The 19,966-nt window shown below is 58.6% G+C and carries 12 protein-coding genes and 2 tRNA genes; 7 read left to right on the plus strand and 7 right to left on the minus strand.

Annotated elements, in window-relative coordinates:
- Together LJ738_RS02525 and LJ738_RS02530 are read right to left on the minus strand one after the other, a co-directional pair.
- Positions 1–328: IS5 family transposase (locus LJ738_RS02525; protein WP_227784754.1), on the minus strand; the 328-nt coding region annotated here is incomplete at its 3' end.
- A gap of 169 nt (positions 329–497) precedes the next feature.
- On the minus strand, positions 498–1,130 hold the full coding sequence (locus tag LJ738_RS02530) for an L-threonylcarbamoyladenylate synthase (RefSeq protein ID WP_068197617.1): 633 nt from the start codon (positions 1,128–1,130) through the stop codon (positions 498–500).
- 207 nt (positions 1,131–1,337) lie between these two features.
- Here LJ738_RS02530 and mltG point away from each other — a divergent pair, with 207 nt between their 5' ends.
- The 5 genes from mltG to LJ738_RS02555 all read left to right on the plus strand — a co-directional run bounded on the left by mltG (position 1,338) and on the right by LJ738_RS02555 (position 4,524).
- Positions 1,338–2,420 carry an endolytic transglycosylase MltG gene (gene mltG, locus LJ738_RS02535; protein ID WP_071885985.1) on the plus strand — a complete coding sequence of 361 codons (1,083 nt, stop codon included), beginning with the start codon at positions 1,338–1,340 and terminating at the stop codon, positions 2,418–2,420.
- A gap of 214 nt (positions 2,421–2,634) precedes the next feature.
- Complete coding sequence (locus tag LJ738_RS02540) at positions 2,635–3,138, plus strand: acyl-CoA thioesterase (protein WP_317206781.1); 504 nt, start codon at positions 2,635–2,637, stop codon at positions 3,136–3,138.
- Positions 3,139–3,197: 59 nt separating this feature from the next.
- A complete protein-coding gene (locus tag LJ738_RS02545) occupies positions 3,198–4,172 on the plus strand; it encodes a YihY/virulence factor BrkB family protein (RefSeq protein WP_068197611.1) in 975 nt (324 codons plus the stop codon).
- Between the two features lie 107 nt (positions 4,173–4,279).
- A tRNA-Ser gene (locus LJ738_RS02550) sits at positions 4,280–4,366 on the plus strand.
- A 73-nt stretch (positions 4,367–4,439) separates the two neighbouring features.
- A tRNA-Ser gene (locus tag LJ738_RS02555) sits at positions 4,440–4,524 on the plus strand.
- 181 nt (positions 4,525–4,705) lie between these two features.
- On the opposite strand, the gene LJ738_RS02560 is transcribed toward LJ738_RS02555, so the two are convergent.
- On the minus strand, positions 4,706–6,145 hold the full coding sequence (locus LJ738_RS02560) for an APC family permease (RefSeq protein ID WP_227784755.1): 1,440 nt from the start codon (positions 6,143–6,145) through the stop codon (positions 4,706–4,708).
- Between the two features lie 924 nt (positions 6,146–7,069).
- Between LJ738_RS02560 and LJ738_RS02565 the strand changes: the two genes are divergently transcribed.
- The gene (locus LJ738_RS02565) at positions 7,070–9,439 is read left to right on the plus strand and encodes a T9SS type A sorting domain-containing protein (protein WP_227784756.1); all 2,370 of its coding nucleotides are present in this window, start codon (positions 7,070–7,072) and stop codon (positions 9,437–9,439) included.
- A gap of 774 nt (positions 9,440–10,213) precedes the next feature.
- Entirely contained in the window at positions 10,214–11,902 is a 1,689-nt protein-coding gene (locus tag LJ738_RS02570; protein WP_227784757.1) for a T9SS type A sorting domain-containing protein, read from the plus strand.
- Between the two features lie 95 nt (positions 11,903–11,997).
- Here the strand turns inward: LJ738_RS02570 and LJ738_RS02575 are convergent, their stop codons facing one another.
- The 4 genes from LJ738_RS02575 to LJ738_RS02590 form a co-directional block, all read right to left on the minus strand.
- Entirely contained in the window at positions 11,998–13,635 is a 1,638-nt protein-coding gene (locus LJ738_RS02575) for a family 43 glycosylhydrolase (protein ID WP_227784758.1), read from the minus strand.
- Positions 13,636–13,713: 78 nt separating this feature from the next.
- Entirely contained in the window at positions 13,714–14,793 is a 1,080-nt protein-coding gene (locus LJ738_RS02580; RefSeq protein WP_227784759.1) for a glycoside hydrolase family 43 protein, read from the minus strand.
- Positions 14,794–14,907: 114 nt separating this feature from the next.
- Positions 14,908–16,464: a RagB/SusD family nutrient uptake outer membrane protein gene (locus LJ738_RS02585; RefSeq protein ID WP_227784760.1), complete on the minus strand. Its 1,557-nt coding sequence runs from the start codon at positions 16,462–16,464 to the stop codon at positions 14,908–14,910.
- 39 nt (positions 16,465–16,503) lie between these two features.
- The gene (locus LJ738_RS02590; protein WP_227784761.1) at positions 16,504–19,635 is read right to left on the minus strand and encodes a SusC/RagA family TonB-linked outer membrane protein; all 3,132 of its coding nucleotides are present in this window, start codon (positions 19,633–19,635) and stop codon (positions 16,504–16,506) included.
- Between the last annotated feature and the right edge of the window lie 331 nt (positions 19,636–19,966).

A 19,966-nucleotide genomic window follows, 5' to 3' on the forward strand; every position in this document is an offset into this window, starting at 1 on the left:
TTTTTTTTCGTGACCCGGCCGCGTGCTGGTGGGCCCGGACGGTGGTCGAGTCCAGCAAGAGGGTGCCCAGGCCCGCGTCGCGGGCCTGCACGGCGGCCAGCAACCGGCCCCAGGCCCCGCTTTTGGCCCAGCGCGCAAAGCGCGTGTACGTGGTGTGCCAGTTGCCCCAGGCCGGCGGCAAGGCCCGCCAGTGGGCCCCGCTGCGCGCCAGCCACAGCACGGCTTCGACAAAGCGCCGGTTGTCCTGCCCGGCCGGCCCCCGCCGCCCCGGCAACAGCGGCGCCAGTACCGACCACTGCGCCTCGCTCAACACATACTGCGTTTCCATTCCCCTAAATTAACTGTTCACACGCCCTAGCCCAATTATGTGAAAAAGCCCCGACTCTGCAGTAGAGTCGGGGCTTTTCACATTAGGAGGTTGGTCGCTGAGACCAGGACGGATTGCTTCGTCGTGCCTCCTCGCAATGACAAACGGGGTATTACGACAGGGCAGGCGTCTACAAATACTGCTCAATATCTCCGGCGCCCTGGCGTATCAGTTCGAAGTCGTCGTTGGTGCAGTCGATGATGGTACTGGGAACGTTGCCGCCGAAGCCGCCGTCGATAACGAGGTCCACCAAGAGGCGGTACTTCTCAAAAATCAGGTCGGGGTCAGTTACGTATTCATCGAGCGTGTTTTCGTCCTCACGCACTGATGTGCTGACGATGGGGTTGCCCAATTCCTTCACAAGCTGCAGGATAATCTGATTATCCGGCACCCGAATACCCACCGTTTTGCGCTTCGTACCGCCGAAGCGCGGCGCATTGGCGCTGGCTTCGAAGATGAAGGTGAAAGGTCCGGGCAGGGCTTTCTTGATGACCTTATAGGTCGAGGTAGTGATGCCGTGGGCGTAGTCGGAGATGTGCGACAGGTCGTGGCAGATGAAGCTCAGGTTGGCCTTTTCGGGAAAAAGCTTCTTGATGCGGCACACTTTGTCCACGGCCTTGGCATTGGTCACATCGCAGCCGATGCCATAAACCGTATCGGTGGGATAAATGATGACTCCTCCTTTGCGCAATACGTCAACGGCTTGCTGGATACGGCTGTGAGGCGGATTTTCGGGGTGGATGCGGAGGAGGGTTGCGGGCATAGGGTGTGCGTAAGAAACAGAGAAGTGACGACGGGCGCCGCCACGCTATTGACGAACTAAGGCAGCAGCGGGTTGTCTGGCCGGGCCAAAAGGTGCGGGCAAGGTACTACGCCCGGCCGAAACGAAACAACATTAGCCCAACCTGCGCGCTAGGTTGCGCCCTTTCGTACTTTTGATGTCGCCTCCTCGATACTCTTAATCATTCCCATGTCCCAGCCTGCCAAAAAGTCGGCCATCGAATACCGCGACCAAGCCCTGAAACGCCGCCGGCGCTGGGCCACGGTGAGCGTGGTATTCACGCTCACCCTCGTGTGTTTCTCCTATTATTTCTACCAGGTCTTCTTCACGGCCAACATCGAAACCAAGGGCAAGCCAACCTACGTCATCGTGCACCGCGGCGACGACTGGAAGAAGGCCCTGAACACCATCGACGCCACCGGCGTGGTGGTCGACAAGCTCTCGCTGCACTTTGTGGCCAAGCTCATGAAGTATCCCGAGCACGTAAAGCCCGGCCGCTACGAGCTCAAGGACGGCTACACCAACCGCCAGCTCATCAACGTGCTGAAGGCCGGCCTGCAATCGCCGCTTAAGCTCACCTTCACCAACGTGCGCCTGCGCCGCGAACTGGCCGATAAGCTCTCGAACCAGATTGACGCCCGGCCCAGCCAAATCGACTCCCTGCTGAGCAGCCCCAGTTACACCAAGAGCCTGGGCTTCGACACTACTACGGTGCTTAGCATGTTCATCCCCAATACCTACGAGCTGTATTGGAACACCTCCGCCAACAACCTGATGCAGCGGATGAAGAAGGAATACGAAAAGTTCTGGACCTCGGAGCGCGACGCCCAGCGCGAGAAGCTGCACCTCACCCGCGCCCAGGTGAGCACCCTGGCCAGCATCGTGGAAGCCGAGCAGCAGCAGCATGCCGACGAGCGGCCCCGCATCGCGGGCGTCTACCTCAACCGCCTCAAGCGCGGCATGAAGCTGCAAGCCGACCCCACCGTGGTGTACGCCAACCGCGACTTCACCATCAAGCGCGTACTCAACGTGCACCTGCTGAAGGATTCGCCTTACAATACCTATAAGTACGGCGGCCTGCCGCCCGGCCCCATCAACCTGCCCAGCATCGCTAGCATCGACGCCGTGCTCAAGCCGGAAAGCAATAACTACCTGTATTTCTGCGCCAAAGAGGATTTCAGCGGCTACCATGCCTTCGCCACCAACGAGAGTGAGCACATTATGAATGCCCGCCGCTACCAGGCGGCGCTGACCCGGGCGGGGATTAAGTAGAATTGCCCAGCCCGTCATGCGGAGCGCAGCATCTCGCTCGCGCCTCTTGTCATGCTGACGAAGGAAGCATCTTATCACGCCTCAACGATTTCGTCCTAACCTGATAAGATGCTTCGCAGGCTCAGCATGACAGACGATTGTTGACAGCCGATTGAGTTGCTACCCCGAGCGATGCTGCGCTGCGCTCGGCATGACGTTCATATAACCCCCTGATATGTACACTTCCGACATTCAAATCCGAGTGCGCTACGCCGAAACAGACCAGATGGGCTACGTCTATCACGGCAACTACGCGGCCTATTTTGAAGTCGCCCGCACCGAGGCTTTCCGGAGGTTGGGCATCAGCTACAAGGAAATGGAGGCCGATGGCCTGGGCATGCCGGTGGGCGAAATCCGGACCCGCTTCCGCCGCCCCGCCCGCTACGATGACCTGCTGACGGTACGGCTTTTGCTGCGTCAGCCCGCAGAAGGCACCCGCGTGTTGTTTGAGTATGAGATTTATAACGAAGCCGGCGACCTGCTCACCGAGGGACACACCCTGATGGTGTTTGTGAAAACCAGCACCGGCCGCCCCGTGCAAATGCCCGCCAGTATCCAGGAGCGGCTGGCTCCGTACTTTAGCGAGGAGGACATCGACAGCCCCGTGCTGCCCACGCCCGGCGCTATCTCGCCCGATGCGCCCGCGCCGGCCGCATTTATCAAGCGAGTAAACGAATAAGGTATGGAGAACGTCAGGCTCCGACTTAGCTCAACCCGACGCTCTTCGTTCTAAATGATATGAAAGCCCCCGCCATCCGTCGTGCCCGTTTCCCCGATGTGCGCCAGCACCGGCACTACCGGCGTCTCATTGTTGGGCTGAAAAAGCTGCGCCTGCCCGGTGGCCACGCTTCGGTTTACGACGTGCTCGACCGCATCCTGCACGAGCTGCGCCTCGATAGCCTGGAAAAGCGCGCCGCCTACATGGCCTTCAACCTCACGGTGGCCCTGTTCCCGACCATCATTTTCCTATTTACGCTCATTCCGTACATTCCCGTACCGAACCTGAACGTGGACATCTTGCAGTTCTTGGCCGATTTTATGCCGCGCGAACTGTACGCGGCCACGGCTTCCACTATCGAGGATATTGTGAACATTCCGCACGGCGGCTTGCTATCCTTCGGTTTCGGAACGGCCCTGGTGCTGAGTTCCAACGGCATCATGGCGCTGCTTGACGCATTTGAGAAGAAGTACCCGTGGTTTAAGCACCGCAGCTACCTGCGCAAGCGCATGATTGCCACGGCCCTCACATTCGTGCTGTCGCTGATTCTGGTGCTGGCCATCGCCGGCATCTTCTTCGGCACCTACCTGATAGACTGGCTGGTGTACTATGAAATTGTGCCCGAGCGGTTCACCGACCTGGTGCTGACGCTCATTCGCTACGGCTCGCTGATTGGGCTGTTTTTGAGCACTACCTGCGTCATCTATTACTTCGTGCCGCCCGTGCACGACAAGTGGCCGCTGGTATCGGTGGGGGCCATCGTGGCCACGCTGCTCATTTTTCTGGTATCGTTTCTTTTCACGCTCTACGTGCGCATTTTCGACTCCTACAACCACTTTTATGGCTCCATCGGTGCGCTGGTGGGCTTCATGGTGTGGCTGGAATTTGTGTGCATGACCCTGATAATCGGCTTCGAAGTGAACGTGAGCATGGACGCCGTAACTGGGCGCCGACGGAAGATGCTGCAGGAGCAGCTGGCCGCGAACGCCCACTAGGAGGGAGGCGGCAACAACGCTTTGTGGAAAAATAATTCTGCGTTTGGGCTACATCGTTGCGCTTTCGTTCTTACTTTTGCACTCCCCAATCACTCGGGGAACCTGTTAGAGAGGTGGCAGAGTGGTCGAATGCGACGGTTTCGAAAACCGTTATACCGGCAACGGTATCGGGGGTTCGAATCCCCCCTTCTCTACAAAAAGGCTTTTCTGCGCTGGGAAAAGCCTTTTTTGTTGAATTGCGTACACCAGCGTAATAGTAGTTGACCCAGAGAGCTGGCAGAGTGGTCGATTGCGGCGGTCTTGAAAACCGTTGAGGGTCAAACCTCCGGGGGTTCGAATCCCTCGCTCTCTACAGAAAAGCCCCGTTTCCAAGTTGGAAATGGGGCTTTTTCTTTTTCGGAGAGTTGCTCGTGGGCAGTGCAATGGCCCAACGCATGACCTGCAATGGCGAAGCCGCTCTATAGGGGCTAAAGCCTCAATGAGAGAGTGGCCGCAAAATGCCGCCTCAGCTTTAGCCCAACTATAACCCCAAGCTAGCCTTCCGTAGAAGCACCAGCTGGAGCTGCAGCGGCTTGGCGTTTGAAGTAAAAATAAAAGGGCAGGCCGGTCAGAATCAGCAGGAGGCCTATCAACGACTGCCTGGGCTGGGTGACCAGGGTGTTAACAACCAGGGCGAGGGCAAATAGGAGGAGAATGAGCTGAATGAAGGGGTAGCCAATCACGTTGGCAGTGATTTTCCCCTGTCGTTTCATCTTCAGGACCGCCACGGCTAACAGCCCATAGAAAAGGAAGGTGGCAAAAATGACCAAGTCGGTCAGTAGGTCAAAAGTGCCCGAGATTACCAGCAGGCAGCTCCATACCAGCGTGTATACCAGCGCCACGTGCGGGGTCCGGTAGCGCGGGTGCACTGCGGCGGCCTTAGGGAAGAAAAACCGTTCCTGCGCCATGCGAAAATAGATGCGGCTGTGCGAGAGCAGCACGGCATTCAGGGTGCCGAAGACGCTCACCATGATTAGGAGCGTCACGGCCGTCTTTCCCCATTTCCCCAGCACCGATTCGGCCACCACAGCCGCCCCGATATCATTTGGATGCACGGCTGCCAGCTGGGGCAGGGTCAGCACCCGCATGTATGCGTAGTTGACCAGCACATATAAGACGATGGCGATGGATACGCCCGCGATAATTGCCCGCGGCAGGTTGCGCGTGGGGTTCTTTATTTCGCCGGTTACAAACGAGAGGTCTACCCAGCCATCGTAGGCCCAGAACACGCTGAGCAGCGCGCCGAAAAAAGCGCTGAGCAACGAGGCATTGCCGGCTATGGCAGCCGGGGCGCTCGGCAGGCTCGTGGCCTGATGGGCCGGGGTGGCCACAAACAGCCCAACGAGGATGAGTAGTAACAGGCCCAGGATTTTGGCGGCCGTGAAGACGCTGCTGAGTTTCCCACTGGCCTCGACGCCGCGGTAGTTTACCCAGGTAAGGATGAAAATGGTGCCAATGGCGAGGATTTTTATCCCCGAGTCGGCAAACGGATAAATGAAATGGCCGATGGACAGGTGCGCCAGCGACTGCAGCGGGTTGGGCAGCGGAATCAGGGCGTTGATGGTCTGGGAAAAGATAAAGCCCAACGCCGCCACCGATGCCGAGCCGATAATGGCAAAGTCGGTCCACCCAAACAAGAAGGAGGCAAAATTCCCAAACGATAGGCGTAGGTACTCGTAGACGCCCCCCGATTCTTCGGTGAGCGAGGATAGGCCGGCCAGGTTGAAGGCGCCGCACATGGTAATGAAGCCAGCGAGCACCCAGGCGCCCAGAATCCAGGACTCGCTTAGCCCAGACTGCGCCAGGGGCACAATCTTCTTAAACACGCCGGACCCAATCACAATGCCCGCAACCAGCAGGGTACCCGTGAAGACCCCAAATGCCCGGACCAGGGTTGCTTCACCAGTAGTTCTTGCCTTTTCCACGACGTCCATATCGCCAAGGTAAGCAATTAGGCTATGTGGCAATACTTTGTGATGCCTTGCAGTACAGAAGGGTAGTTGCGTTCCTACTATTACCGCCCTAGCAACATGACTTTATTGGATGGGTAAATGAATTTGATTACTAGTGGTATATAGTACTTCTATTATCCACAGGTACTATTCACTATGAGGCACTGCCCAACGGCTAAAGAATGCAGTTGCAAGGCTTGATATAGAACTAGCCAAGAGGATAATAGAGCGAACTAGCTTGATTAATACATTATTTATCTATTGCTTAACCATAGTCCGCGGCTATTTTTCTGCCCAAGACTATGTTTTGTTATGTAAGATTTTATGTTATATTGTTATCATCTAAACAATATTCATTTTTGCTATCTATAAGAATGTTTAAAAAAAATATTGGAAAAGTTTGATAAGGTGAAATATATAGGTAACTTAGGTCATAACAAAAGTCCGCGGCCTATCTCCTAGGCTCGATTGCCGCGACCCTGACCTCGCGTACCACCCAATTAGATGGGTGGTTGTTTAGTTGATATGCCAGTTATGGCAGCGGCAACGCCGATTCGCTCCTTCTGCCCCGGTATTCTCACGCTTCGTTCCTGAGCGCGGTTTAGAACAGCCACAGGCCCCCCCTTTCTACCATCATGGGCTTTTTCAGCGCCTTCTGCGCTGGAACGGGACGCCTTTGCCCCGCAAGTTCTGCTCCACAATGCCCGTGACCACCAACTGTGTGGTCCGGTATGCATCGGCCTTGCCGTGCTCTCTGACCAAGCTATTTGTGATTCAAAACTTAAAAATTACACTATGAAACCGTTTTTTCACACGCCCTTTTCTTACAGGAAATCTTCATTTCTTGATTATCTAATTCATTTGCCGGGAATAAACAGCCGTGGTTCCGGATTTTCGCTCCTCGCCATGTTGGCTTGGCTGCTGCTGCTGAGCACGGGGTCTATGGCGCAGAAGACGTCGACGTCGTCTGGCAGTTCATTTTCGCAGTACGCCAACGAACCCGGTAAAGAACAGTGGGTGGCTGGGGCCCTGATTCCGAACAATTCACAGTACTACGAAGGCACTAGTACGCTCCAGCGCTTGGTGCTGGTGAACATTCCGGCCAATCCGGCGCCGCCCGTCGGAAAGGATGGCACCTACCACGAAATGACCTTGAAGGTCCTGGCCACCAAAGCCGGGGTCAACGCCTATGACTTTATCACGGGCTTTGACCAGGCCATCAAGGACTACACTAACATCACCGGGACGATACAGATAAAGAGCGGCTTTGACCCGACGTCCTCGGCTGACCGGCTTGCGTTGGTGACTGGGGCCAGCATCCCCAACCCGGCCACGGTGGTCATGATTACCCGCCTCTTTCAAAGCACTAGCACGGCCGTGGCCGCGGTGCCGGCAGCGGGAGACTACGCCGCCAAAATTGCCACCGCCATCAACGGGTACGACGCCGCCAGCTACCCGGGCTTTGGCGGGGTGAAGCGCGGCGTCCAACTCTACGCCGAGCCCAACAACCCCATTTCGGGCGCCAAGCTCGCTTTCCTGGGCTACGATGCTCCAGACCAATTCGGAGACTCCTACGGCTTGTACAAGCTCAGCTGGACCTCCGCCTCTGCCAACCTGCTGGTTTTGGCCGGCGGTCACCTGGCCAACAGCGACAACTCCTCGCCTTACACGAGCCTGTGGCTGGGCCCCAATGCCGGGGCGTCCAACATCAGCGGCGGCCCCTACCACTTCAAGCTCAACCAGCTGGACGGTGCCAGCTTGGGCAACCAGGACAACCAGATTCAATCGGGTTCCATCACGGTATTCGTAGCGCCGTGCACGCTCAACGATTACACGGCGGCCTGCGTTGGCGACATCTTGACCTATACCGGCTCAAGCGCGGCCATCAACCCGACGCGTACCTGGTCAATCACCGGCGACGGAGAATTCGTTAGCAGCTCTGCATCCAATGCTACCGTAATTACCCCGGGCAACGTGGCCACGGTGTACGTGCGGGCCAAAAGCGGCCCGACGGGCACCTTCCAGGTTAAGGTCGTCACGACCGCCACAAACTTCGCCCCCAGTACCTGCACCGACGACGTCACGGTGAACCCGAACCCGACGATTAGCACGCCGGCCATCGGGGCCATTTGCGCGGGCAGCACCAGCGCTTCGCTGACGTACGCGAGCGTATCGGGCGGGGCCAACCAGTACAAAATCGTCTGGACCACGGGCTTGACGAGCATGAGCGATTTTGCCTCCTTGCCCGCGAGCCCCATCACCATTTCGGGCACGGGTTCGCTCACGGCCGCGAACAGCCCGTACACGGGCACCATCTACGTCAAGAATAGCACCACCGGCTGCGTTAGCGCCGGCGATGCCGTCTCGCTGACGGTGAACCCGAACCCGACGATTAGCACGCCGGCCATCGGGGCCATTTGCGCGGGCAGCACCAGCGCTTCGCTGACGTACGCGAGCGTATCGGGCGGGGCCAACCAGTACAAAATCGTCTGGACCACGGGCTTGACGAGCATGAGCGATTTTGCCTCCTTGCCCGCGAGCCCCATCACCATTTCGGGCACGGGTTCGCTCACGGCCGCGAACAGCCCGTACACGGGCACCATCTACGTCAAGAATAGCACCACCGGCTGCGTTAGCGCCGGCGATGCCGTCTCGCTGACGGTGAACGCCCTTCCCACTACTCCCACGGTTAGTATTCTACAGCCAGACTTATGTACCAATACGACTGCATCCCTGGCCTTGAAAGTAACCAATGCAGAGTATGGGTCGGTTACTTACACGCTAACCCAGCCCAACGTAGCGCTGTCTTCAACGAACCCTAAGAGCATTACGACGTCTGCAACCGGAACTGGTACCCCGCTCGTCGTCTTCGAGAACCTGGTGCCCGGCGGTGGCTATAGCGTTACGGCTACTAACAACGCGCATTGCAGCAGTGGAACCGCTGCCTGCCCAACTACTGCTAATCTTACTGCTCCTTCCAACCAATCTATGGATATGGCTCAGCCGCTCAAGCGCAGCATTCAAACCGAAGCCTACCCCAACCCAACTGGCCGAGACGCCACCATCAACTTCTCTGTGCCCAAAAGTGGGAGGGTAGTAGTAGAGGTCTATAACGCCATCGGAGCGCGCGTCGCCACCCTCTTTGACGGCGAAGTCAAAGCCGGAGAAAACCGCTCGGTGACGCTTAAAGGAACCTCGTTGCAGTCCGGCACCTACACTTACCGCGTTATTGCCAACGGCTCGACCAAGTCCAACCGCATCAGCCTTATCAAATGAGGATTTGCACTGTGACTCCACTGAAAAAGCCCGTCCATTTGGACGGGCTTTTTTGTAAACCGGCAGGTAGCTACCTTCTTCGATGGCGAAGCCACGGGAGGAAAACGCCGCACGCTGGTGCTGAAAGGGGAGCATCTGGCTTCTGGCGACTACTTCTACCGGGTTACGGCCAACGGTACGACTACGACTAGTCGTATCAGCCTCACGAAATAGAGCCCCTAAATTGTGACGTAAGCAAATGGAAAAGGCCCACCCTAAATAGGGTGGGCCTTTTTATGGTACAATTCCAGCTCGAGTACACTAAATAAAGCAGCTGAGCTTATAAATATAATTAAAAAATTTATTGATAAAGTGTTGTAAAAAATTCATTTTTGATGTAACTTAGGTTACCAAAAAGTAAAAAGCCCGTGGCCTATATCCTAGGCTCGTCGGCCGCGGCCTGTGACCTCGCGTACCGCCCTCTTCGATGGACGGGTCAGCTAGTGGAATTGCCAAATAGGGCACCGGCAAGGGCCGGCTTATCTTATAATAGTACTGCTCGCGTCTTTACCCCCAATCCTAAGCTCGGCTTAGGCTGCTCGTAAGAGACCCCCAGTTCGACTGTTTGGGTTGCATTCTATAGCCTGTGGCTATAGAAAGGGACGTTTTTGCCCCGCGATTTACTGTTTCCAAACACCACGGGCTTCATAATTCTAAGTTGGTTGTGCTGCTGCTTGGCAGTGCCTCCGATAACTGTCTTTGTGCCATTTTCTTATGCTAAATACATTTATACTCATGAAACCTATTTTTCACATTCCTCTTTCAGAGCCCAAAACATTTAAAAATATGTTAGCCTCATTGATTGCTATACGGGGCTTGCGGCTGTTGTTAGCGCTGCTCATTTTGCTTTCAACCAGAGCTTTGGCCCAAACCGCACCTGACCCAAGCACGTTCTGTGATGGCTTAACAAGCGACTGGAACAACTTTCAAACTGTGTATCCTACCCGTGGGTATGCGAAGGATTTTGCCAATTCAACCAGCAATGGAGATGACCAGTTTACGGGGGGCTCCAAAGACGGCGATAAAATCTCCGCATGGCGTTGGAGCCTAGGTAATGCTAATGCTAAAGGTGACATCACCAATGCTGGTGCTGCTTTAGCCGGGGCAAATAATTGCACCCTACGCTTTTTTGGCGACCGCACCTCCAACAACGGCGATGCCTCCATTGGCTTCTGGTTTTTTGTGAGCGACGTTCACCCAAACACTACAGGTGGTACGTTTTCCGGCGAACACCAAAATGGAGACCTGCTGATACTAAGCGACTTTACAGGTGGAGGGACAACGCCTACTATAAAGGCATATGTATGGACTGATGGTAAGTTAGTCGAGAAAACTGGCTCCTTTTGTGCGGAAGTCAACCACATTGACCAACCTGTGCCGACACCACTATCCTACACCGCTAGCAACGGGAGCAAAAGCTATGCCCCCAATTTGTTTTATGAAGGTGCTGTTAATCTGTGCGACATATACAATACTACTTCCCCTCCGTGTTTCGCAGCTTTCTTAGTTGAAACCCGCAACTCGCAATCCATTACTGCTTCACTTCAGGATTTTGCCGCAAGCTCATTTAATGGAGTTCCAGATAAACCAAAAGCAACCGTAGATCAGCCTACTTGCGTTACCGCCACGGGCACGGTGAACGTAACCAATCCAATTAGCGGCTATACTTACACACTGACTGGCCCATCTCCAGCGACGACGGCCGTGACCAGCACCACTGGTACATTCTCTACAGTTGCCTCTGGCACTTATGGCCTTACGGCTAAATCAGGCACCTGCGAGTCTGCTCCTACAATGGTTGTTGTAAATACGCAGCCCCCAAATCCAGCCAGGCCCGTTGTAACTCTACAAGAGGCAACCATCTGTGGAACTAATGCTACTCCTACCGTCACTGTATTGTGTCCAGTATCGGGAAAGTACACGTTTAAACAAACAGGTGAAACGGATAAAACCTTTACTTATACCGGTTCAAACGGCCCTGTTAAATTTAATGTGGTACCTGGGTTAGGCGGCTTCAGTATTACGGTTACTACTGGGCTTACATCAACTAACACAGTTGGTTGCGTATCTGACCCTACGAATTGCAGCAATTACACAACCAACGTCTGCCCCAGTGGTTCGGGCATGGTGGTCAAAGACCCCGCCCCGATTGCGATAAAGAGCAACATCCAAACTGAAGCCTACCCCAATCCAACCGGCAGAGATGCGACCATCAACTTCTCCGTGCCTAAGAGTGGGCGCGTAATAGTGCAGGTTTACAATTCCCTTGGTGCTCGGGTTGCTACCATCTTTGACGGCGAAGTCAAGGCCGGTGAAAACCGGTCGGTGATTCTCAAAGGCGCGTCGTTGCAGTCCGGCACCTACACCTACCGCGTGATTGCCAACGGCACCACTAAGTCCAACCGTATCAGCCTTATTAAATGAGGATTTGCGTTGTTATTCCACTAAAAAAGGCTCGTCCATTTGGACGGGCCTTTTTGTTACTATGAAGCTGCTTCTTTCATATGCAAGCCAACAAGCTACAGCTGGCTGCTCAGCGCAAACCGTTCAAATGCAGCCGATGCCGAGGCAGGCCCTTGGGCTACCACACCCACGCGCACGCCGCGGTCCCAGGGCGGGAGGTAGCTGCCATTAACTGGGGTGCCAGAAGCCGGCAGCTTTTGCCAGGTGGTGCCGTTGTCGGCGCTCCAGGTGAAGGTGAACTGGCTGCCTTGCTGGGCCTGCAGGCGGAGCTGGAGGGCTTTGGTGGTGGGCAGGGGCGTTTCGGCCAGGGTTTTAGACTGGCCTTTCTCCAGTTGAATGAGCTGCACTTTGCCGGCGCTGGCCACCAGCATCAGGGTGTTATCGGGGTCGCCGTGGGCGGCGAGGCCAGCGCTGCTGCCGGTGGCCAGGGTTCCGGGGTTGAGCAGGGTAGTGGTAGCGGTGTAGCTGGCGGCGGTAGTGGGCTGGCCCAGGGCCGCGCCGCTGTGGTCGGGGCGGGCGGTGAGGCGCAGCTGGCCGCCACTGAGGGTAAAATTGGGCCGCAGCTCAACGGGCCACTGCCAGGAGGGCTGCAGGGTTTTGCCGGTGAATTCGTCGGTGAAAGACTGGGCGCGGGCGGTGGTAGAGGGCGCGGCGATGGGCGTGCTCTTGCCCCGGAACTCGGGCCAGCCGGCGGCCGTCCACACAAACTCGCTGAGCACGCCTTGGCGGCCGGCAAATTCCTGGCTCAACGCATTGTAGGCGTGGTGGAGCATGTACCAGCGGCCCTGGTACTCTACGGCGGTGCCGTGGCCGGGACACTTCCATGTATCGTTGTTGATGAGCACGGGGTTTTTGGCATATTTCTCCCAGGGGCCCAGCAGGGTTTTGGCGCGGGCTACGCCTGTGGCGTAGGTGCAGCCGTGGCCGCAGCAGCCATTGCCGGCGTAGAACGCATAGAAGTAGCCATCATGGCGCACCATCGAAACGCCTTCCACGAGGTTGCCTTCCCAGGTGCTGGCGTCGTTGCGGAACAGCTCCTTTTTTTCGCCCACCAGCGCGGTGCGGTCGTCGTTGAGGCGCTGGGCCCAGATGGGGGTGGGCCGCTGAATGCTGTTGCCGTCTTCCTTCCAAATAAGGTATAGCTGGCCTTGCTCATCGCGCATGGGAAAGCCGTCGATGGAGCCATCTGGCTCGCCTACCAGGGGGCCGTGGTCTTTGTAGGGGCCGGCGGGGCTGTCGGCGCTGGCTACGCCCACGGCCAGGTTGCCGCCCCGCTTGTGGGCAGCGTAGAAAATGTAGGTTTTGCCGCCGTCCTGGCTGATTTCGGGGGCCCAGAAATAGTAGTCAGCCCAACCCGGCCGCTCGCCCGGAAACACGTGGCCCACGAGCTTCCAGTCGGTGAGGTTTTTGGAAGTGAGCAGCGGGAATATGGGTCCCCAATTGGACGTGGTGGCGGTGGCCCAGTAGGTATCGCCAATTTTGGTAATGGAGGGGTCGGGGAAGTCGCCGGCCAGTACGGGGTTGGCCAGCGCCACGGGAGTACTTGCCACGCCGGCGGCTGCCGGGACCGTAGTAGAAACTTCTTTGGTTGCAGTGTCCTTTGCCTGCGGCCCGGTGGGCATTCGTTGGCAGGCAATGGCCAGGAAGCCGCCAATTAGCAGCAGTGACTTGGTTTTGGGAGCAGTAAACAGCATTGCTTCAAATGAAAGGTTGACCGCTGTGCACAGCGGCTAATCAATGGTAGTAATGTAGGAGCACCGCGGCAGGCAGTGCTATTCGCCGCTCGGGCGCGGCAATGCTACCCCGATGGACACGGGCGTACCGAAGTCGGGCGTGCCGTCGGCGCGGTAGGTGAAGGGCTGCATGCGCGGGTTGCGGTCGTTGCTGCAGCCTTGGCCGGGGCGGCTGTTGGCGTGGTACAGCAGCCAGTCCTGCTGGCCGTCCTTCGATTTGAAGAAGGTGTTGTGGCCGGGGCCGTAAGCGCCCGCCGCGGCGTTTTTCACGAAGACCGGGGTTGCGCTCTTGGTCCAGGCGGTGGGCACCAGGGGGTCGGCCGTGGCGGTGGTGCTCAGCAGGCCGAGGGCGTAGTCGTCGGTGGTGCAGTGGCTGGCCGAATACACGAGGAAGGTTTTGCCGTCGTGCTGCAGAATCTCGGGGCCTTCGTTTACCGGAAGCACGCCCTGCTGTTCCCAGCTGTACTGCGGGCGAGAGAGTTCCACCCGCGGGCCGGTGAGGGTCCAGGGGTTGGCCATCTTGGAAATGTAGAGGCGCTGCTCTTCGGTGCTCGCGTTGGCGTGGCCCGACCAGATAAGGTAGCGCTGGCCGTTCTGCTCGAGCACGGTGCCATCAATGGCCCAAAAATCTTCGCTTGAGCTAAAAATGCGGCCTTTCTCCGTCCAGCTGCCCGTGGTGGGGTCGGTGGCGGTGTTTTCCAACACCCACAGGCGCTGGCCGCCGCAGCAGCTGCCGGGGCCGGCCGTGAAGTATATGTACCACTTGCCGTCGAGGAAGTGCATTTCGGGCGCCCACACGTCGTGCGAGTTTGCGCCGTTGCTGGGGGCCGTCCACACCACGGTAGCAGGGGCATTGCCCAGCTCCGACATCTTGGCCGTCTTGCGCATGGTCACGTTGTTGCCGGTGGTGGCCATGTAGTAATAGAAGCCGTCTTTTTGGTACACCCACGGGTCGGGGCCGGAGGAAAGCAGCGGGTTGGAATAGGTGGTAGCCGGCGTGGTCGGGCCTGTCGGCGGTGGGGTCGGGGTAGGCGCGGGGGCGGGAGCTTTGGAGGAGCACCCACTGGCCAGCAAGCCAATCAGCAGCCAGGACGCCAGGAAGGAACGGGGATGGAGCATAAGCTAAACTACGGAAGAAGATAGGAGGGACAGGAACGGGGCAAAAACCGACAACGGCCGCTTCGCCCGCAGGGAGGCGAAGCGGCCGTTGGTTCGGGTCGCGGCGGGCTGGGATTAGTAGCCCGGGTTTTGCGTCAGGCGCAGCAAGTCCACGTCGGTGCGGGGCAGCGGCAGCAGGCGCGACTTGTTGAGCTGGAAAGTGCTGAAATGGTCGTCGCGGGCCTTGAGCTGGTCGATGCCGGCCTGGCTTTCAAGCAAGCCCCAGCGCTTGAGGTCAAACCAGCGCTGCTCTTCGCCGGTCAGCTCGGTTACCCGCTCGTGCATGAGCTGGGTGCGCAGGGTGGCTTGGGTAAAGTTGGCGGCTACCAGCGGGGCCAGGCCGGCGCGCTGGCGCACCTGGTTGATGAGCGGCACCGCGCCGGCCGTGTTACCGGTTTCATTCAGGGCTTCGGCCTGCAGCAGCAGCACGTCGGCGTAGCGCATCACGCGCTGGTTGATGGGGGAATCGAAGTTCTCGAAGTTCCGGTAGTAGTCGGTCTGGTACTTGCGCCAGTAGGTGCGGCTGCGGTCGCGGGCGTTGCCAGCGTAGCGGGCCAAGAAGCCGCGGCCGTACACCAGCGTGTCGGCATCAAGGGGCAGGGTGGTGGCAAACAAGCGGCGGTTGTAGAACACGGTGGCGGCCAGGCGCGGGTCGCGCTGCCCGCTCACGGTGCCTTCCTTCAAAAACTCGTTCACCACCCACGGGCGCACTTCGGCGTCGACGAAGCCGCCGGCATTGGGTGCGCCCCAGAACTGCGAGCGCTGGCCGCCTTCCGACGACGTGGCGTCGTCGCCATCGTTACCGCCCAGCTTGTCGTCGTTGAACTGCACTTCGAAGATGGACTCCGAGTTGTTTTCCGTGGTGTGGCGGAAGTTGTCGGTGTAGTTCGGCGTGAGGCTGTAGGTGGTCCCGATTACCTTGGCAAACTCGGCCTGGGCATCGGCCCAGCGGCGGTTTTGCATGTAGGCCTTGCCCAGCAGCGTGGTGGCGGCCCCGCGAGTAGCGCGGCCCAGGTCGGTACCGGTGTAGCTGGCGGGCAGGTCGGGTTGGGCGGCTTTCAGGTCGGCAATTATCTGGTCCCATACCTGCGCCTCGGTAGCCTGGGCCGCGTTGGTTTCCAGGGTGGCGCCGGCTTTTAGCACGAGCGGCACGTTGCCGTAGAGGGCCACCAGGTTGTAATAGTAGAGGGCGCGCAGGAAGCGGGCTTCGGCCAGCACGCGCTTTTGCAGGGTGGCGTCCATGCCGGCGATGCCGGGCACGTTGTCCAGCACCTGGTTGGTGCGGAAGATGGCGCGGTAGTGGTCGCGCCAGATGTTCTGCGACACCTCAAAGTCGTAGTTCACCTGCACAAAGCGGTTCCAGTCGAGCAGCTCGCCCCAGGGGCTTTGGCTGAAGGAGTCGTCGGAACGCGTGTCGAAGGCGAAGTTGAGCCAGCGGCGGTAGGTGCCGAGCTGCTGCAGGCCGCTGTAGGCGGCGTTCACGCCTTTCACGGCGTCGTCGCTTGTTTTCCAGAACGAGGCCGTGGTGGGCACGTTCGGGTTCACTTGGTCGAGCGGGTCTTTTTGGCAAGCGGCCGCGGTGAGCAGCACGCTCCCCGCCAACACCAGCCGGATATACTTACTGAATTTCATGGGTTGAGATTTAATCGGTGGGAAGGGCAAATGCCGGGCTTAGATGCCGACCTGAACGCCCAAAGTGAAACTGCGCAGGTTGGGGTAGCTGCCTTCGTCGAAGCCTCGGGCCAGGTTGTTGGCCGGGCTGCCAGGCGAGCCGCTGCCCACGGTTTCGGGGTCGTAGCCGGAGTACTTGGTGGCCGTAAACACGTTCTGGCCGGTGGCGTAGATGCGGAAGCTGCTGATGCCCTTCAGGCTAGTCAGGTAGGCCTTGGGCAGGGTGAAGCCCACCTGCAGGTTTTTCAGGCGCAGGTACGAGCCGCTTTCCAGCCAGCGGCTGGAAGCGAAGCGGGCGTTGTTGCCGGCGGCATCGCCGCTAATCACCGCGCGGGGCGTGGTGGTAGAGGGGTTGCTGGCGGTCCAGGGCTGCAAGTCGGCGCGGTAGTTCCCGTTCTCGTCGAGGCGGTCGAGGAAGTAGCGGCTGATGTTGAACACGTCGTTGCCGTACACGCCCTGGAAGAAGGCCGTCATATCGAAGGCGCCGTAGCCCAGGTTGAGGTTGGCGCCGTACTGCAGCTTGGGAAACACGCGGCCCACGTGGGTGCGGTCAGCGTCGGAGATGATGCCGTCGCCGTTGGTGTCCTTGTAGCGCACGTCGCCGGCCTGCAGGCCCTTCGGAATGTTGGTGTCGCCGCTCTGGTAGATGCCGTCGAACTGGAACAGGTAGAACGAGCCCAATTCGTAGCCCACTTCGGTGCGGGTGGCGCCGTTGGGCCCGCCCACGAAGAAGTTTTCTTTCTCGCCCGAGCGGCCCAGGTCGGTTACCCGGTTTTTCAGGGTCGACAGGTTGGCGTTGACGCCGTAGCGGAACTTGGCGCGGTTGTCATTGTAGCCCAACTGGAATTCAAAGCCCTTGTTTTCCAGCTTGCCCAGGTTGCGGAAAGGCGCGGCGCCGGCATTGCCGAGCACCAAAGCCACGTCGGGGTTAATCAGCGCGTCGCGCGTTTCCGAAATGTAGTAATCGGCCGAAAACGACAGCCGGTCTTCGAGCAAGCCCAGGTCGAAGCCGAAGTTGGAGGTGCGGCGCTCTTCCCACTTGATGTTGGAACTAGCCAGCGCGGTTTGGGCCGCGCCGTTCACGATGGTCTGGCCCTGGCCAAACACGTAGTTCACGTTCGGGTTGATGAAGCCCTGATAGAGGTAGGACCCGCCGTAGGCACCGGGCAGCTGGTCGTTGCCGAGGGCGCCGTAGCTGGCGCGCAGCTTGAGGTTGCTCACCGCCGTCACGCCCTGGAAAAAGCTTTCCTTGGACACGCGCCAGCCCACCGAGGCCGCGCCGAAGTTGCCGCGGCGGTTGCTCGGGTCAAACACCGACGAGCCGTCGTTGCGGTACGCCGCCGTGAGCAGGTAGCGCTGGTCGTAGTCGTAGGTAACCTGCCCGAAGTACGATTCCTTGGTGCGGGTAAACTGCGAGCCGGTGGCTTGCGGGTTTTGCGAGCCGGCGTCGAGGGCCCAGTAGTAGGTGGGGCCGGTGCCGTAGCCGAAGCTGGCGCCGCGGGTAAACTCCTGGTCGAAGCGCTGGCGGCTGTAGCCGGCCACGGCCGTCACGTTGTTCAGGCCAATGCTCTTATCAAACGTCAGGGTGTTTTCCACCATGCCAAACAGCTCGTTGCCCTGGTTTTCGGCATACGAGGAGGGGTTCAGCGGGTCGTTTTGGCGCCACTGGCCGTACTGGCGCTTTTCGCGGTCGTGGAAGCCGTGGTACTCCGTGGCCAGGTTGAGCCGGTAGCGGAGGAAGTCGAAGATGGAAACCTCACCGTACACGTTGCCCTGCAGGCGGTTGGAGGTGCCGGTGTTGGTGAGCAGGCTTTGCAGCGCAATGGGGTTGGTACCGAAGGTGATAGCCGTGTTGTTGGAGCCAAAGCCGAAGCCGCCGGGGTTGCGGGCATCGTACACGGGCGTCACGGGCGTCATGCGCACCACGTCGATGAAGGGCAGGCCGTTCACGCGGGTTTGGTTGGTGCGCGTGAGCAGCAGGTTTTGGCCCACCTTGAAGCGGCCGCGGTTGAAACCCGTGTTGATGCGGGCGCTGTAGCGCTCAAACTGCGGGCCCTGAATGGTGCCCGTTTGGCGGAAGTACCCGCCCGACAGCGCAAAGTTGGAGTTGTCGCCACCGCCGCTCACGCCCAGGTTGTAGTCTTGCACCGAGCCTTGCTTGAACAGCTCTTTCTGCCAGTCGGTGCTGTAGCCGGGCAGAGTCTTGGCGAAGGGGTTGCGGTCGTCGGGGTTGCCGGCGCCGCCGGCCCGGTTGGCCCCGGCATAGGCTGCGTTGTTGATTTCAGCCCAACGGGTGGCATCGGCCAGGTCGTAACGCTTGGCAATGTTTTGCACGCCCGCATACGCGCTGGCCGTGACCACCGCCGGCCCAGAACGGCCGTGCTTGGTGGTGACAATAATGACGCCGTTGGCGCCCGAAGCCCCGTAAGGCGCCAGCGAAGCCGCGTCTTTCAGCACCTGCACCGACTCCACATCCTGGGGGTTAAAATCGCGCTGGCCGCCGCCTTGCACCCACAGTCCATCAATCACATACAGCGGGCCGCTGCCGCTGCCCAGCGTGCCCACGCCGCGGATGTTAATCACAGGCGCTTGGCCGGGAATACCCGAGTTGGCCACCGTCACGCCGGCTACGCGGCCCTGAATGGCCTCGGCCACGCTGGCTACCGGCGCGCGGCGCACGTCCTGGGAATTGACGGTCGAAACCGCGCCGGTTACGTCCTGGCGATTCTGGACCAGGTAGCCCACCACAATGGCTTCCGACAGCTGCTGCACGTCGGTGGCCAAAGACACGGTAATTGTGGTCTGGCCGTTCACCGGCACTTCCTTGGAGATGTAGCCCACCGATGAAATCAGCAGGGTGGCGTCGGCCGGGGCGTCGAGGGTAAAGCCGCCGTCGGCGCCGGTGGAGGTGCCGTTGGTAGTGCCTTTCACCAGCACGGTTACGCCGGGCAGGCCGTCGCCTTTCTCATCGAGCACGCGGCCGGTAATGGCCTGGACCGGGGCCGCGGAATAGCTGTACGGCGCCAATAGAAGCCCCGAGGCTTCGGCCCCCGCAGAAAGGGCGCACAGTGGCAGGCAGAACAGCAGCGCCGGCACGGTTTGTCGGCGCAAACTTTTGTAAGATTTTTTCATTAGAAAAAAGGTTGGTGGGACTTTTAGAAACTGAGGTACTGCAAACGATTGCAGCAGGTGGGCAAGAACGGAGCCCGACAGCAAAAGGCAGGAACAATGGCAACCAGACTCTTAGCTCATATTGCCAGATTACAACAATACTTTTCTACCAAAAGGTAGGAATAAACCAATTTAAAAAAAGTGTTTCCCGCAAGAAGGAGTAGTCAGTAAGGAAAGCTTTCTTGGAAAGAAGGGTTAAAGCCTAACCACATTCTATTCAGATAGCTGAATAGGTATTATCCTGAAATTGTTTTTAATCAATCACGCCACTTAACTCTTGCCTGGGCCAATG

This window comes from Hymenobacter plasmatis, from assembly GCF_020711255.1.
Classification (GTDB): Bacteria; Bacteroidota; Bacteroidia; order Cytophagales; family Hymenobacteraceae; genus Hymenobacter.

What these genes read in the sequence shown, in the direction of transcription:
- LJ738_RS02530 (WP_068197617.1), bottom strand. Translation starts at nt 1,130, where the DNA reads ATGCCCGCAACCCTCCTCCGCATCCACCCCGAAAATCCGCCTCACAGC.
- mltG (WP_071885985.1), top strand. Translation starts at nt 1,338, where the DNA reads ATGTCCCAGCCTGCCAAAAAGTCGGCCATCGAATACCGCGACCAAGCC.
- LJ738_RS02540 (WP_317206781.1), top strand. Translation starts at nt 2,635, where the DNA reads ATGTACACTTCCGACATTCAAATCCGAGTGCGCTACGCCGAAACAGAC.
- LJ738_RS02545 (WP_068197611.1), top strand. Translation starts at nt 3,198, where the DNA reads ATGAAAGCCCCCGCCATCCGTCGTGCCCGTTTCCCCGATGTGCGCCAG.
- LJ738_RS02560 (WP_227784755.1), bottom strand. Translation starts at nt 6,145, where the DNA reads ATGGACGTCGTGGAAAAGGCAAGAACTACTGGTGAAGCAACCCTGGTC.
- LJ738_RS02565 (WP_227784756.1), top strand. Translation starts at nt 7,070, where the DNA reads ATGTTGGCTTGGCTGCTGCTGCTGAGCACGGGGTCTATGGCGCAGAAG.
- LJ738_RS02570 (WP_227784757.1), top strand. Translation starts at nt 10,214, where the DNA reads ATGAAACCTATTTTTCACATTCCTCTTTCAGAGCCCAAAACATTTAAA.
- LJ738_RS02575 (WP_227784758.1), bottom strand. Translation starts at nt 13,635, where the DNA reads ATGCTGTTTACTGCTCCCAAAACCAAGTCACTGCTGCTAATTGGCGGC.
- LJ738_RS02580 (WP_227784759.1), bottom strand. Translation starts at nt 14,793, where the DNA reads ATGCTCCATCCCCGTTCCTTCCTGGCGTCCTGGCTGCTGATTGGCTTG.
- LJ738_RS02585 (WP_227784760.1), bottom strand. Translation starts at nt 16,464, where the DNA reads ATGAAATTCAGTAAGTATATCCGGCTGGTGTTGGCGGGGAGCGTGCTG.
- LJ738_RS02590 (WP_227784761.1), bottom strand. Translation starts at nt 19,635, where the DNA reads ATGAAAAAATCTTACAAAAGTTTGCGCCGACAAACCGTGCCGGCGCTG.